The 15,294-nt window shown below is 59.5% G+C and carries 14 protein-coding genes and 1 tRNA gene; 5 read left to right on the top strand and 10 right to left on the bottom strand.

Features of this window, described 5'->3' with window-relative positions; translation table 11 throughout:
* Positions 1–41: 41 nt before the first annotated feature.
* The 3 genes from AAIE04_RS00305 to AAIE04_RS00295 are packed head-to-tail and all read left to right on the top strand — an operon-like array spanning position 42 to position 3,221.
* Entirely contained in the window at positions 42–1,328 is a 1,287-nt protein-coding gene (locus tag AAIE04_RS00305; RefSeq protein WP_498576300.1) for a hypothetical protein, read from the top strand.
* Positions 1,325–2,500 carry a hypothetical protein gene (locus AAIE04_RS00300; RefSeq protein ID WP_019454285.1) on the top strand — a complete coding sequence of 392 codons (1,176 nt, stop codon included), beginning with the start codon at positions 1,325–1,327 and terminating at the stop codon, positions 2,498–2,500. The genes AAIE04_RS00305 and AAIE04_RS00300 overlap by 4 nt, the downstream gene beginning before the upstream one ends.
* A 16-nt stretch (positions 2,501–2,516) precedes the next feature.
* The gene (locus tag AAIE04_RS00295; RefSeq protein ID WP_498576299.1) at positions 2,517–3,221 is read left to right on the top strand and encodes a hypothetical protein; all 705 of its coding nucleotides are present in this window, start codon (positions 2,517–2,519) and stop codon (positions 3,219–3,221) included.
* A gap of 3 nt (positions 3,222–3,224) precedes the next feature.
* Here AAIE04_RS00295 and AAIE04_RS00290 read toward each other — a convergent pair whose 3' ends face one another.
* Positions 3,225–4,325 carry a hypothetical protein gene (locus tag AAIE04_RS00290; protein ID WP_498576298.1) on the bottom strand — a complete coding sequence of 367 codons (1,101 nt, stop codon included), beginning with the start codon at positions 4,323–4,325 and terminating at the stop codon, positions 3,225–3,227.
* Between the two features lie 492 nt (positions 4,326–4,817).
* On the opposite strand from AAIE04_RS00290, the gene AAIE04_RS00285 reads away from it, so the two are divergent.
* Positions 4,818–5,351, top strand: coding sequence for a hypothetical protein (locus AAIE04_RS00285; protein WP_063990859.1), 534 nt, complete (start codon positions 4,818–4,820; stop codon positions 5,349–5,351).
* Positions 5,352–5,402: 51 nt separating this feature from the next.
* On the opposite strand, the gene AAIE04_RS00280 is transcribed toward AAIE04_RS00285, so the two are convergent.
* From AAIE04_RS00280 to gpt, 8 genes are all read right to left on the bottom strand, one after another.
* Positions 5,403–5,621 (bottom strand): TM2 domain-containing protein, encoded by a 219-nt coding sequence (locus AAIE04_RS00280; protein WP_015376761.1) that lies wholly within the window; start codon positions 5,619–5,621, stop codon positions 5,403–5,405.
* Positions 5,622–6,075: 454 nt separating this feature from the next.
* Positions 6,076–6,855 carry an alpha/beta hydrolase gene (locus AAIE04_RS00275; RefSeq protein WP_071891938.1) on the bottom strand — a complete coding sequence of 260 codons (780 nt, stop codon included), beginning with the start codon at positions 6,853–6,855 and terminating at the stop codon, positions 6,076–6,078.
* Between the two features lie 256 nt (positions 6,856–7,111).
* A tRNA-Thr gene (locus AAIE04_RS00270) sits at positions 7,112–7,187 on the bottom strand.
* A gap of 191 nt (positions 7,188–7,378) precedes the next feature.
* A complete protein-coding gene (gene proA, locus AAIE04_RS00265; RefSeq protein ID WP_060425303.1) occupies positions 7,379–8,632 on the bottom strand; it encodes a glutamate-5-semialdehyde dehydrogenase in 1,254 nt (417 codons plus the stop codon).
* Positions 8,633–8,641: 9 nt separating this feature from the next.
* A complete protein-coding gene (gene proB, locus AAIE04_RS00260; protein ID WP_033634090.1) occupies positions 8,642–9,745 on the bottom strand; it encodes a glutamate 5-kinase in 1,104 nt (367 codons plus the stop codon).
* Between the two features lie 116 nt (positions 9,746–9,861).
* Entirely contained in the window at positions 9,862–10,263 is a 402-nt protein-coding gene (gene crl, locus AAIE04_RS00255) for a sigma factor-binding protein Crl (RefSeq protein WP_498576297.1), read from the bottom strand.
* A gap of 60 nt (positions 10,264–10,323) precedes the next feature.
* Complete coding sequence (frsA, locus tag AAIE04_RS00250; RefSeq protein ID WP_019454299.1) at positions 10,324–11,571, bottom strand: esterase FrsA; 1,248 nt, start codon at positions 11,569–11,571, stop codon at positions 10,324–10,326.
* Positions 11,572–11,874: 303 nt separating this feature from the next.
* Positions 11,875–12,333: a xanthine phosphoribosyltransferase gene (gene gpt / locus AAIE04_RS00245; protein WP_019454300.1), complete on the bottom strand. Its 459-nt coding sequence runs from the start codon at positions 12,331–12,333 to the stop codon at positions 11,875–11,877.
* A 339-nt stretch (positions 12,334–12,672) separates the two neighbouring features.
* On the opposite strand from gpt, the gene pepD reads away from it, so the two are divergent.
* Positions 12,673–14,133, top strand: coding sequence for a beta-Ala-His dipeptidase (pepD, locus tag AAIE04_RS00240; RefSeq protein WP_019454301.1), 1,461 nt, complete (start codon positions 12,673–12,675; stop codon positions 14,131–14,133).
* Between the two features lie 42 nt (positions 14,134–14,175).
* Here pepD and dinB read toward each other — a convergent pair whose 3' ends face one another.
* A complete protein-coding gene (gene dinB / locus AAIE04_RS00235; protein WP_033634092.1) occupies positions 14,176–15,237 on the bottom strand; it encodes a DNA polymerase IV in 1,062 nt (353 codons plus the stop codon).
* Positions 15,238–15,294 lie beyond the last annotated feature (57 nt).

Here is a 15,294-nt window from a genome sequence, read left to right as displayed (position 1 = left end):
AGGGATGAATTTTCGGGCCACGCCCGCTGACAGGGAATGACATGCAAACCCAATTTTTTCATGTGACCGTCGAGCAATGCGCCTGCCAACAGACGGCGCCCGACAACCTGGTGAGGCTCATCGCTTCCGGCCAGACGTTCTTTTTTTACCGCGACGACTTCAGCGACAGCGAAAACCTGCTGGCCACGCTCGCCGCCGGCGATCGGGTGAAGATCGGCGCTCACCGCCTGCGGGACGGCAGCTACTGGCTGCACTGGCTGCTGCACGGCACGAAAGGCCGGCTGGAGCCCGACAGAACGCTGAAATACAAGCTGAAATACTTTGCCCTGCTGCTGCTGGGCATCGTGCTGGCCGGCGGTTTCCCAGCGGGCTTTTTCATCATGGACCGGGAAGACTCCTGGCTGACCATCGTCCTGTTCTTTATCGCCATCATCGCCGGCCTTATCGGTGTCGGCATGGTGTTGTTCGTCGGTTCAGAGCTTCTGCTGATCGGGCACCGCGGCCGCAGACGCCTGCTCAGGGCGCTGGATCGCGTGCTGCTGGGGCAAGACGTCACGCCACCCGGCTCACTCAGCCTGAAAATCCCCGGCATCAAATACCGGGCCGCCCGCGCAGACACCGTGCCGGCGACCGCACCGCTGCAGACCGCGCCTCCCCTTCCGAACGGCGTCGAGGCCTCCGGCATCGAGACGGTCAACGCCCTGAGCTACGAACTCTGCCAATATGAGCTCCCGCGGCAGGTGCAGTATTTGGACACTTATGCGTGGCGTCAGAAGGATACGCACTTCGCGTTGACGACCCGCGCGCTCAACGTCCCCAATACCAAACTGCATCCGGTATTTCGTCGGCAACATCCGCTTTTCATCGCCAAAGGCGACCCGCTGCAGGTGTTGTACTGCGAGAACGACGTCATTCCCGAGTTGCCCAAGGTGCGTGGAATCATCAATCACCGCGACCGCCAGACCTATCTCATCGGCGGCAATCGCTACTTCACCGAAGCCGGCCTTAACCTGTGCGCACGCGCCGTCTTCATTCTCGGCGCGATCATGATGTGCATTATGCTCGCCCTGATAGTGTGGGATAACGCCGATACCCCAGCCGGCTTTCACCTGGATGCCTGGACCCTGAAGCGCCTCGCCAGCGAGTTGCCGCCGATTCTGCTGCTGATGATGCTGATGGTCAGCGGCCTGGCGCTGCTGATCGAGGGCTTCGCCCAGATCTGCCGCCTCTACGCTTTTGACCAGCACCGCACGTTTAAGACGTTCAAATACCTGCGCACTCTGCGCCGCAGGCTATGGCGGCAGGAACAGGTGACGGAGCTGAAATGATGACGTTAGCGCTTTATAAAAGACCTCTTCTCATCCTGACGCTGTTTTTGGCCAGCGCGCTGGGCTTTTATTTCCTCGCTCCTGAGCAACGCTACGCACAGTGGCAATGGACCCAGGGCGACGAGGCGTTGCCGACGATAGCCCGCTACGATCTCATCCACAGCTACCCGGCACAGGACGGCGCTCTGCTGCTCACCAGCAAAAGAAGTGAGACCAGCGCCTACAACAGCTTTTACGGCTGGGCGGCCAACTACCTCAGCCAGGTGCTGTTCGTCGGCCCAAAGGGATTGCAAATGCTGGGGGAGCTCGACGAATCGATCCACGATGCGGTTTGCAGCGCGCAAGAGTGCGTGCTTTTTCTGTCCAAAGGGCGCCGGCTGGTCGATGTGCAGCGGGGCACCATCGGACCGCTGCTCCCCTGGGCGGAAGGCGATGACAATCTCCCGTCCTTGATCGGCGGCAAACTGGTGGCGCTGCCGGGAAAACGCGCGCTGTATTTCATCAGCACCGAGGGCATTTTCTACAGCCCGGACTTCGGCGCCCATTGGCGACAGACGCTGAATCTGCCGGCGCTGCTGGACGAGCGGCAGCTGCTGGGCTTTGAGCGCGGCGAGGAAGAGTCATCGACGCGTTTCGGCAAAGCTGCTCGCAAATCCATGCCCGAGATCTTTACCGCCGTTGATGGCGATCGCGTGCTGTTCTGGATGAACCCGGTGCTCGGATCCGGCGCGTTGCACATCGCCGTTAACGGCAAAACCGGCGAGATGACTGAATGGCATTGGCTACTGGTGCGCGTGAACGAAAGCGCGCAGGCCCCGGATGGCGGCATCTACCTGATCGCGCAGACGCTGGACAGAGGGCTGTATCAGCTCCTGCGCTATCAGCCCGATGGGCAGCTGACGGCACTGCTGGAAAATGGCGATAAATCGCTGTATCAGCTGTGGGCGGGCAACGACAAGCTGGTTGCCCAAACGGATAACGGCGATGCGCGTCTCTCGCTGATTTTCGATCTGCGTTCATCCGACGTGCGCTACCGGCAACCGTTGGAGTATCGCTACAACGGGCGCGACGACGCACGCCAGACCGTGGTCGAACCGGAAAGCCACTACGACGACGCCCGGGATACCCCGGCGCTGCCTTACTTCGTTCGCTACCGCGCCACCACGCCGTGAACATGAGGAACTTGCCATGCTGTTAGGTTATGGCGCCGGCGTCGCGGGGCTGCTGGCGCTGTTGTTGGCCTTGCTGCTCGCCGGCATCCTGATCGCCTGGTGGGGCTGGCGCTACGTCGCCGCCCGCTGCGGCCGCCCGCGTCCGCCGCTCTCCTGGGGCGGCTATCTGCTCGCCTCGGCGCTGGCGGTGTACCCGGTGGCATGCATGCTGGCGCTGATCGGCACCCTCATCCAGGATATCAAGAGCCAACGGGCTGAAGATCGTTGGAACCAACGCAGCTACCTGACGCTCGACGAGGCCAGGCCGTTTGGTGAGATCGCGCTGCCAAAAGGAAGTTGGGTAAACCGGCAGGATCCGCGCCTGCCCGGCAGCGAAAACAGCCCCGTTACGATGAACGGCGTCACCGCAGTGCGCTTCCCTCAGCCGCAAAACGTGGCCGGCGTGCCGATCGTCGCCTTCGAGGTTTCACCGCCGGTGATGGAGCTGGCGAGCGCGCATACCTTTACCCGCCCGAGCGGCCAAACGGTACGCTGCGAAGCCGGTTGGCTGGTCACCTTCTTTTTGCCGCCGGATCAGCCGGCCGTGCAGTGGGAGGAGTGGCAAGCCGGGCTGCCAGCGGCGGCGTTTCGGCCCAGCGGTTGGACGTTCAGGGAATGCTTCTCCGGCAGCCCGATCGCCGTGCTGACCCTGCAGAACGGCGAAGTCAGGGTGCTGCCTTAAGCATCATGCCGTGGCGTTGGGCAAGCGCACGGTCATGCGGTTATTCGCCGTGGGCAGCTGCAGCGGCGCGTCCTGCCAGCTCACCGCGACAACCAGAACCGGCGGAGCCGCCACGCGCGGCTCGCGCCCGTCCGGCCCCACGCTGTAGGCATCCCATTCAATCACGAACACCCCGCCATCCTGCGGCTCTACCCGCTCGACGAAAAAGGTGGTGTCCGCCCCGCGCCCGCCCGCCGGTTTATGCGCGTAAGAGAGTAGGCTGAACCACTCGCCGGCAAAATACAGATGGTACAGACCGTCGACGATCTGCTCGCCGCGGAACTGGCAGCCGCCGACGCTCAAGCCGTCGCCCGTCGGGGATTCCGCCACGCGTTCGAGATCGCGTACCCAGAGATCGGTCGGCCTGTTATCCAGCAACAGCTCATATGGCGGCGCGTGCAGCAGCGCGGCGGGATCGTCCGCCTGGCGCAGATCCGCCGGTAACCGCGAACGCGCCACCAGCGTACGGCCGCTGGGCAAGGCGATCTCCAGACGATCCGCCGGATCCTCCACCCACTGCGGCACCCACAGGCCACGCACCGGATGCAACGGCGTAGCCTCCACCTGCCGACATCTCGCCCGCAGCCGCGCCAGCGCCTCAACGGCACCGGCGGCCAAGGCTTCCTGTTCGCGATCGGTCAGCGCAGGCAGCGCATACATCACCTGGGCGGCGGGTTCGTATACCGTCAGCCCCTCACCCTCGCGGCTGCGGGTCGGGATCAGGCGCAGCTTGCCACCGTCCACGTCCTGCGGCGCCGCACAGGCGCCATGCACCACCGCTCCGTCGCGCAGCAGCAGCGTCCAAAAGTTGGGGCCGCCCATGCCCAGCTCCCCTACGCCGCCGATCTGCCGGTCGCTGTCACCGGCGTGCGCCATCTCAATCGGTTGCGAACGCCAGTCGGTCTTGCGCCACTCGGCGGCCTGCGCCTCGGGTTGTTGCGCGCCTTTAGCGGCGTATTTCGTCCACTGCAGCAGGGCAAACAGCGCGATGCACAGCGCGCCGAAAATCGGGTAATCCCGCCAAATCAGCAACCAACCGACGATCAAAAGGGCCCAGGCGGCCATGGCGATATCCTTGTTTCAACAGAGAGCGGCCGCCTGATTCTAGCGCAGGAAACATAAGGGGTTGAAGCCTATGCCATGAATAATTAGCCGTTAAATAGAAAGATAATAATTTCAGAGTTATTTCTGTGACTATGAAGATCACATAAATAACGCTTCATAGAGTGCTTTTAACGTAAAAAGATAACTACCTGTATATCAATATAATATTTACCCCTTGTTAAAAACCGGAAAAGGAAAGCGGAAAAAAACTGCAATAATTTGTGCATATTCCAAACATTGACTATGTTTAGACATACTATTTATATGCAGCTGGACACAAGCAAAGACACTGACAGCAATTAAAAAAGTCCGTTTTTTAACGGGCAAGGAAATATTTTATCGACAATATTCCGAGGAGGCTTTATCTCCATGGAACGGATAACTTTGCGTTTTATCAAGCCAATAGGCTACACACCGCAATTAATATCATTATTAGCATTCCGGAGAGCGACAATGAAAATCGTTACAGGCATTATCCTTACCTCTGTGGCCGCCTTCAGCGGCGCGGCCTACGCGGCCGATGCGCAGCCTACCACCGGCAGCGCGGCGGTGATGCTGGAACACGTGCACGCCGTGATGGAAAATGGCAGCCCGGCGCCGCAGCATGACGCCGCCTGCAAAAAAGAACTTTCCATGCCGGAATCGAAATATATGGGCATGAAGGTCAAAACCGATTACACCATCAACAGCAGCACCATGATGATGTCGGCCAAGTCGATGTTCCCATCGCCGGATTCCATGAAACCGATGGAGCTGACGGTCGATCTCTCCGCGCTGGGCCTGGCGGATGTGTATGCCTTCGGCGCCTTTAAACCGGCGGCGCTGCCACAGGCGTATATTTATTTCACCATCGACAAGAATTTTAAAGATCCGGTCAGCACCTTTATGATCATTAACCAAGGCAAGCAATATAACTGCGTGATTTCCAGCTCGAATAAAATGATGAGCAAAGAAATGCGCGGCAAGATGATGATGAAGAAACAGTAACGGAATGAAAAACGGCGCTTCCCTTAACAGGAAGCGCCGCCAGAAAAAGCATTAAATCAGACCAGGATTGTATTTCTGGTTGAATTTCTCTTCCGACTGGAACAGATAAATAATACCTTCGATAAAGCCGACAATCGCCGGGATCCCCGTCCAGCAGAACAGCAGGTAGAACAGCCCCCACCACTTCATCCCTAAGTAAAACTTGTGAATGCCCAGCCCACCCAGGAAGATGGCCAGCAGGGCCGCCGCGAGCTTGTCTTTTCTGCTCATAGTGCACTTCTCCTAACTTCTCACCGAACCACCGGCATGTCCAAAAACGGATGCCGCTCCACAGAGCGCCGCATCGCAATGCTTGAGGAAGAAACATTCACCCATCAAGGCTCAACAGGGGTAATTATAACAGTGATTAATTAAACGGTTGTTTAACCGGGGAAAGGCAAGCAAAAGACGTACGGCAAGAGAAGGAATATTCCTGCGGCGAAGGCTCAACACTTTAATATCTTGTTGTTTTTAAAGTGGATAATGTGCATGTATTCATGACTATCATGCCAGCCGTTGACGCCGCGCTAAGCGTGTTGCCCCTAGGGGGCCATATCCTTGTAGACTATTTTATTTTCCCTGGTGACTTCCCACTGACAATCTAGGTGACTCGCATTGATAGGATTCGCAGCGTCAGCCCGGACTAACAGCAATAAAATCGATCTTGAATAACGCTATGTCTATTCTAAAGCCCGTCATATTGTGGACGATGCCCAGCGATCAGGTTTGCCACCTGTGCATAATCCTTAATAACGCCGGGGTGGCGCCGTCCGGTGCAAAAAACAAAGCTACAGCGCTGTTCATTACCGATCAACTTCTCCGCCAAATTTCTGGCTCGCAGCTTAGGCGTGGCGTTCATTCTAAGGATCTGCATTTTCTCTGTTTCATTACTTTGGGGATGAAGCTTTTCTTCATACTCTCCCACCATCAGCGTGACCTGATTGACATGTTCATCAATGGCTAACTTGCCGTCAGGAATCAACGCCCCATTGCCCCACCAAATGGATGGACTGGCCGCTAAATAATTTTGAAATGCATCAGGATGATTAAACAGGGTATACAACACAAAATGACCACCGTGCGAATGGCCTGCCAGCGTTTGCCGATCTACGTTGACAGGATAATGCGCTTCGACCCATGGTTTAACGCATGCGGCAATAAACTGATAAAACGCTGCCGCTCCGCCCCCTTCCGCAAACTCTTTCTCTCCTGAGGGAACCGTATAATCGCGGGTTCTTGCCTTCAAGACATCCACCCCGTCTTGATAGCCAATGCCGACATAAAGAATATCCCCATCGCGTTTTCTGTTGTTACGTTCCGTCACGACCGAAAACTGGGAGTTAGCATCCAAAAGATACAGCGGGTTCAAATTACCGCCAATCCCCCTGCGATGAGAGATAAAGACTCTGTATCTTTGACCATTAAAGACAAAACACTTCGTTCTTGAAATTAAATCTTCACACATAACAACCTCACTTGTTTAAATGAATTAATCGCGTTAATGCCTTTCTTCTCAGATAAGAAAAAGACGGTGAGGTCCCAACGTAGCAACGCATATTCCCGTTTACGACGTTTGTGTGTTGTGCGATTTATGGCACGCAAGCCCAGGTATTGCATCATGCGCCGGATTAATAGGCTTTAGCTTTGCGGCAGAGTCGGTGACGGAGTGTACGAAAGGGAAAGTTAAAAAGTGAGGTGGTGCCGATAACAGGAAGAGAGAATGGTGCCGATAATAGGAGTCGAACCTACGACCTTCGCATTACGAATGCGCTGCTCTACCAACTGAGCTATATCGGCATCGAGCCGGGCCTGCGGGGCAAGCCGGAAGTGCGTTGAACAAGGTAGACCTGTGCGTGAAATGAGTCAATAGCTCGCCGGGGCGTTTGGTTGTTTTGCAAGCAACCGCACTGCGGCACACTCAACCTTCCCCAAAAACAATCAGGGCGCAGCCTGCTGCGCCCTGACCTCTTTCTGACCGCAATCCGGCCCTAGCTGCGCACCAGATCGTCGCCGTAGCCGATCCACTTGTAGGTGGTCAGCGCGTCCAGGCCCATCGGGCCGCGGGCGTGCAGTTTCTGGGTGCTCACCGCCACTTCTGCGCCCAGGCCGAATTGGCCGCCGTCGGTGAAGCGTGTGCTGGCGTTGACGTACACCGCCGAGGAGTCCACCGCGCGCACGAAATGCTCGGCGCTGCTGAGCGAGCGGGTGAGGATCGCGTCGGAGTGGTTGGTGCCGTGGGTGCGGATGTGGTCAATGGCCTGATCGATATCGTCCACCAGCAGCACGTTCAGATCCAACGACAGCCATTCGTCGTCATAATCTTCCGCGTTCACCGGCACCACCGTCGCCGGGCCGCCCTGCAGCAGCGGCAGCGCATTTTCCGCCGCGTGCAGCGTCACGCCCGCCGCTGCCATTTTGGCGCTCAGCGCCGGCAGGAACTCGGTGGCAATGCTGCGGTTCACCAGCAGCGTTTCCAGCGAGTTGCAGGCGCTCGGGCGCTGGATCTTGGCGTTTTCAATCACCGTCAGGGCCTTGTCGAAATCGACGTCTGCATCCACATAGGTGTGGCACACGCCGATGCCGCCGGTGATCACCGGGATGGTCGATTGCTCGCGGCACAGCTTGTGCAGGCCGGCGCCGCCGCGCGGGATCAGCATGTCGACATAGCGATCCAGGCGCAGCAGTTCGTTCACCAATGCGCGATCCGGGCTGTCGATCGCCTGCACCGCCGCCGCCGGCAGGCCGCACTGTTCCAGCGCCTGCTGGATCACTTTTACCGTCGCCTGGTTGGTGTTGTGCGTCTCTTTACCGCCGCGCAGGATCACCGCGTTGCCGGTTTTCAGGCACAGGCTGGCGACGTCGATGGTGACGTTCGGGCGCGCCTCGTAAATCACGCCGATCACGCCGAGCGGTACCCGGCGGCGCTCCAGCTTCAGCCCGCTGTCCAACAGGTTGCCGTCCAGCACGTGGCCGACCGGATCGTTCAGGCGGCACACCTGGCGCACGTCATTGGCGATCGCCGCCAGCCGCGCCGGGGTCAACAGCAGGCGATCGAGCAGCGCTTCGCTCATGCCGGTGGCGCGCGCCTGTGCCATGTCTTGTTCGTTCGCCAGCAGGATCGCTTCGCTGTTGGCTTCCAGCCTGTCGGCCATCACCGACAGCACCTGATTCTTCTTCGCCGTGCTCAGCACCGCCAACTGCCAGGAGGCCTGCTTGGCGGCCTTCCCCATCTGCTCCAGCATGCTCACTCCTTAACTGACAATCATATCGTCGCGGTGCACTGCCACCGGACCGTATTCATAACCGAGGATTTCGGTGATTTCCTGCGAGTGGTGCCCGGCGATCATGCGCATCGCATCGCTGTTGTAGCGGCTGACGCCGTGCGCCAGATCGCGCCCCGCCAGGTTGCGGATGCGGATCACTTCGCCGCGCGAGAAGTCGCCCTTCACTTCGCGGATGCCTTTCGGCAGCAGCGAGCTGCCGCGCGCCATCATGGCTTCCACCGCGCCGTCGTCGACGGTGATCTCACCGGCCGGCGGCGCGCCGAAGATCCAGCGCTTGCGGTTTTCCAGCGGGGTTTCCAGCGCGTGGAAACGGGTGCCCACCGGCTTGCCTTCGATCACGTCCGCCACCACGCCCGGCTTGCTGCCGGCGGCGATCACGACGTCGATGCCGGCGCGGCAGGCCACGTCGGCCGCCTGCAGTTTGGTGCCCATGCCGCCAGTGCCCAGACCGGAAACGCTGTCGCCGGCGATGGCGCGCAGCGCGTCGTCGATGCCGTGCACTTCACGGATCAGTTCGGCCTGCGGGTTGTTGCGCGGATCGGCGGTGTAGAGGCCCTGCTGATCGGTCAGCAACAACAGTTTGTCGGCCCCGGCCAGAATGGCCGCCAGCGCCGACAGGTTATCGTTGTCGCCCACCTTGATTTCGGCGGTGGCGACGGCGTCGTTCTCATTGATTACCGGCACGATGCGGTTGTCCAGCAGCGCCGTCATGGTGTCGCGCGCGTTGAGGAAGCGCTCGCGGTCTTCCAGATCGGCGCGCGTCAGCAGCATCTGCCCGACGTGGATGCCGTAAATGGAGAACAGCTGTTCCCACAGCTGGATCAGTCGGCTCTGCCCCACCGCCGCCAGCAGCTGCTTGGAAGCGATGGTGGCGGGCAGCTCGGGGTAGCCCAGGTGCTCGCGCCCGGCGGCGATCGCGCCGGAGGTGACGATGACGATGCGGTGGCCCGCGGCGTGTTGCTGCGCGCACTGGCGCACCAATTCGACGATGTGGGCGCGGTTCAGACGCAGCGATCCGCCGGTCAACACGCTGGTGCCCAATTTCACAACCAATGTCTGGCTGCCGTTCATAGTATTTCTGCCGTGTGTAATGATGAGAAGAAGAGTGCAAAGGTCTTTGTAACAGGAGAGACGCGTTATGCCAACAGGCACAACGCGAAATCAGCACAATACGTGGTCAAACGGGGTCAGGCGGAGAGTTTGATCAGTTTTTCTTTGAAATCGTCGGCGGGTTCCAGCCCCAGATCCATGGTCGCCAGCAGCTCGCCCAGGCGGCGATGGAAGTCGCGCAGGGTGTCTTCCAGCTTGGCGCTCACTTCATCATCCTTAATGTTTTGCACCGTCCAGTCGCCTTCTTTGTCGAACAGGCCGAATTGGTACGAATAGGTGAAACGCGCCTCTTCCGCCTGCAGCTCCATCCACCAGCCCCAGAACTCGCGCTTCTCCGGAGCGGGCTTTACATTGACGCAGACGGCCAAACAATCAAAGAAAAAACGGTCGTTTTCACATTGCCCTTCACGCAGGTACGGCCCCAAGCTGGCAAAACGTTTCATTAGTCGGCTTTTAGGGTGACCACTCGGTAACGTCATTCTCTAACCTCCTCAATGTAGACCACTCTTTTTAACAAACTGTTAAAATTTAGCAACTAATTAACGCATTTTGTCCTTCAGCCAGCCGGACATCTGCAGCAACGCCCGGTGGAAGCTGTCGTAGACCGGGGTACGCGGGATGGCGATCAGCTTGCCACTCACCGAGGAGGTGACGATCAGCTGCGACTCCTCTTTCGGGCTGAGCGTATCGCGCTCCCAGTAGCCGGAGATCATCGGCGTCGGGCAACGGCGCCCCAGCAGCCCCTGCATTTTCAGCGAGTAGCTGTTCAGCTCCACCTTCAGCACGTTGTCGGAAGCGTTAGCCATGCCCATGCGGCTGGCCAGCACATCCATATACATGTCCGGCACGTTCAGCTGGGTGCTGCCGTCGCACAGCAGGCGATGCACCACCGGGCCCAGGCAGGCCACGCCGCGCAGCCGCTGCGGCTCCAGATAGGCCAGTCGCACCGCCACGTTGGCGCCGAAGCGGAAGCCGAAAGCGCTCACCCGCTGATGATCCACCCACGGCACCGAGGCCAGCTGGATCAGCACCTGCTGATGCAGGTAGCTGGAATCCTGCGTCAGCTTCCATTTGCAGGAGGAGCCGATCGACGGCATGTCGAGCGTCAGCATGGCGATGCCATGCGGCGCCAGGTAGTCGCGGAACAGGCGGTGATAGTCGGTCTGCAGCGTATCGAGGCTGCCGCACATCAGCACCGTCGGGAACGGCGCCTCGCCCTTCTCCGGCATGTGCAGGAAACCGGTGACGCTGCCGCCGCCTTCGATGCGAAACTCCAGCTCTTTCAGCTGATACGGCAGCAGCAGCGCCGCCTCTTCGTAAGCGCGGTTAGCCAGCATCTCCGCCTGTTCGGCCAGCTCGTCGCCCTTCAGGTGCGGGTAACCGGCGATGCTGTACAGGCTCGCGGCCTTCAGCCAGTACTCGCCGCCGAGCAGCGGATCCTGCTGCTCCGTCGCCCTCTGCTGCCACTGCATGCCCTGATGGATCCACTCGTAGATCCAGTTGCCGTTGCGGTAGCCCACCACGGTATCCAGCCGCTGCGGATTGCTGCGCTCGGCGTCCGAGGCGGCGATGCGCGCCAACACTTCGTGGATTTCGATCGGGCTGACGCCGCGCCAGGCCCACAGCAGCGGATTCAGCATACGGTACCAGCTGCCGGTGGTGTCGCCTTCCAACGCGGAATGCATGGCGGCGCTCACTTTGTTGCGCGCGCGCAGCACCAGCGTCGAGGTTTCAGGGTGTTTGAATTTAGGCTTGAAAAGAATTTCAGAAAGGTTGGCCTGTGCCATGGTAACAACAGCCTCCGTAAATCTGGCGATAGGCCGCAACAGGCCTACTTAACTGGAGGTAGTGTACCTAACTCTGGCGGGATAAACCAAGATAACGCAAACGCCCGGCATAACCGGGCGTCAGGCGGCTGACAAAGAAGGAAAAAACGTGGTTTTTCCTCCTTTGTGGTCAACGGCCGAAAATCAATAAATTGATTTTCCTTATTTTTTATATTTTGCCTTCGGCAAGCCTGACAACGCCATCACGTTTATCATTAAACAAACGCCCGGCATAACCGGGCGTTGATTTGGAACTGGCTGGGCTTAGCGACCGCCGATAGGGGGAACGAAGCTGACGCCCATGTCCCACGGCTGCTCGATCCAGGTGTCCTGCGGGATGTCGACCACATAGTCGTCCACCAGTGGACGGCCCGCCGGCTTGGCGAAGATGGTGACGAAATGCGCTTTCGGGTACATATCGCGGATCGCTTTTGCGGTACCGCCGGTATCCACCAGATCGTCTACTACGATGAAGCCTTCACCGTCACCTTCGGCGCGCTTGAGCACTTTCATTTCGCGCTGGTTATCATGGTCGTAGCTGGAAATGCAGACGGTATCCACATAGCGAATGCCCAGTTCGCGCGCCAGCAGGCCCGCCGGCACCAGACCGCCGCGGCTTACGGCAATGATGCCGGTCCATTTGTCGGCAGGCAGCAGGCGGTGCGCCAGCTTGCGTGCATGTATTTGCAGCATATCCCAGGTAACAACGTATTTTTCGCTCATAGAATCGTGTCCCAGCCGGCTGGTGAAGCGGCTTACTTTATAGTTCAGGGGAAAAAAGGTTGCGCGAGATTATAGAGACTGGCCGCGTTGAATTCCAGCTGTACCGAGGAAAACCTCGCGATTTCCGCCGCGCGGCTTTTCGGTGATTGATGCTGAAAAAGCGAACGTTCCCACCGCGAAGCAGTGTGATCAAGCGCTTAAACCGCACAATACGGGGCGCGCGCCGCCGGAAATAAAGTGATATTCTCTGATGATCGTGCCACGACGCACAGATACCCGCTCACCTCAACCGCGCGGCACGCCCGTCCTGTCGGAGCCTGCCGTCACAGGAGACTTATAGTGTCTGAATTGTCTCAACTTTCGCCACAGCCGCTGTGGGATATTTTCGCCAAGATCTGTTCTATCCCGCACCCTTCTTATCATGAAGAAGCGCTGGCGCAGCACATCCTCACCTGGGCCAAAGAGAAGAACCTGCACGCCGAGCGTGATCAGGTCGGCAATATCCTGCTGCGCAAGCCGGCCACCAAAGGCATGGAAAACCGCAAGCCGGTCGCGCTGCAGGCGCACCTGGACATGGTGCCGCAAAAGAATAACGACACCGTGCACGACTTCGCCAAGGATCCGATCCAGCCTTATATCGCCGGCGAGTGGGTGAAAGCGCGCGGCACCACGCTGGGCGCCGACAACGGCATCGGCATGGCCTCCGCCCTGGCGGTGCTGGCCGACGACAGCGTTGAGCACGGCCCGCTGGAAGTGCTGCTGACCATGACCGAAGAAGCCGGCATGGACGGTGCCTTCGGGCTGCAGCCGAACTGGCTGCAGGCGGACATCCTGATCAATACCGATTCCGAAGAAGAAGGCGAAATCTACATGGGTTGCGCCGGCGGTATCGACTTCATCACCACCCTGCCGCTGCAGCGCGAAGCGGTGCCGGCCGGTTACCAAACCCTGAAGCTGACCCTCAAGGGCCTGAAAGGCGGCCACTCCGGCGCCGAGATCCACGTCGGGCTGGGCAACGCCAACAAACTGCTGGCGCGCTTCCTGTTCGCCCATGCGGCGGCGCTGAACCTGCGCGTGCTGGATCTGAACGGCGGCACCCTGCGCAACGCCATTCCGCGTGAAGCCTCTGCGGTGGTTGCGGTGCCGGCGGACAAAGCCGACGCGCTGAAAGCGCTTAGCCAGGAGTTCCTGGCGGTGCTGCAGAACGAACTCTCCGCCAAAGAGAAGAACATCACCGTGCTGCTGGAGCCGACCACCAGCGCTTCGCAGGCGCTGAGCGCCGACAGCCAGCAGCGCTTCCTCGCGCTGCTGAACGGCACGCCGAACGGCGTGATCCGCATGAGCGACGCGGTAAAAGGCGTAGTGGAAACCTCGCTGAACGTCGGCGTGGTCACCACCAGCGAAAACGAAGCGGAAATCATCTGCCTGATCCGCTCTCTGATCGACAGCGGCAAAGACTACGTGGTCGAAATGCTGACCGCGCTGGGCCAGCTGGCCGGCGCCAAAGTGGCGCCGAAGGGCGGCTACCCGGGCTGGCAGCCGGACGCCGATTCACCGGTGATGCACCTGGTGCGCGAGCTGTATCAGGATCTGTTCGACAAGACGCCGAACATCATGGTGATCCACGCCGGCCTGGAATGCGGCCTGTTCAAAAAGCCGTATCCAAACATGGATATGGTATCGATCGGGCCAACCATCACCGGCCCGCACTCGCCGGATGAGCAGGTGCATATCGAAAGCGTCGGTCTGTACTGGAAGCTGCTGACCTCGCTGCTGAAAGCGATCCCTGAGCGCGCGTAATCTGCGCGCTTAACGCAAAAAGCCGGCGACTCGCCGGCTTTTTTATTCCCAAGGCAGCGCCAGCTGCCGCTCCAGCTGCGGATCGAGCAGCGTCACATGCAGCCCCACCAGCCGCACGCCGCGCCCTTCGCGCCGCTCGCGCCACGCCTGCCGCGCCACCGCCAGCAAATCCTGCCGGTTCAGCACCGGGAACACGTGCTCCTGGGTGGTTTGCTGAAAATCCTGAAACTTCAGCTTCACGCCCTGCCGGGCGATGTGCAGATCTGGCTTCACCTTGCGCAGCCGCATCTCCAGCTCGGGGTAGAGTTTGTCGATAATCAGCGTTTCGCAATCTTCCCAGTCGTGAATGTCTTCCGCCAGCGTGCGCTCCACGCCCACCGATTTACGCAGCCGCTCCGCCGAGATTTCGCGCCGATCGATGCCCTGACACCGCTCCCACAGCACCCGGCCGAACTTGCCGAAGCGCTTGAGCAGCTGCGCCAAATCGTATTGCTGCACGTCGGCGCAGGTGATAAGCCCCACTTCCTCCAGCCGTTTGGCGGTCACCTTGCCGACGCCGGGGATCTTGCTGAGCGGCAGCTGCTGCAAAAACGCCGGCACCTGCGCCGGGGTGATCACGTATTGCCCATTCGGCTTGTTCATCTCGGAAGCGATTTTGGCAAGAAACTTGATCGGCGCGACACCGGCCGACGCGGTGAGATTCAGCTCGTCGGCGATCGCCTGACGGATCTCCTGGGCGATCAGCGTCGCCGAGCCGTTGCATTGCGGGCTGTCGGTCACGTCAAGATAGGCTTCATCGAGCGACAGCGGCTCGATCAACGGGGTATAGCGGGCGAAGATTTCACGGATATGCAGCGAAGCCTCTTTGTAGGCCGCCATGCGCCCCGGCAGCAGGGTGAGATGCGGGCACAGCTTGAGCGCCATCGCCGTGGACATGGCGCTGTGTACGCCGTAGCGCCGCGCCGGGTAGTTGGCGGTGCTGATCACCCCTCGCCGATCGGCGCTGCCGCCAATCGCCAATGGGATATCACGCAGGCTGGGATCGTCGCGCATTTCCACCGCCGCGAAGAAGCAGTCCATATCGACATGAATGATTTTACGCATCGCACCCTCCAGTAACACTGTATAAGTATACAGTCAAATACCGAAAGCTCAAGGCCG

The organism is Serratia sp. Ae19-1, assembly GCF_059801225.1.
The sequence above is the reverse complement of the archived record's forward strand: the minus strand, read 5'-3'. Positions and strand labels throughout refer to the sequence as shown.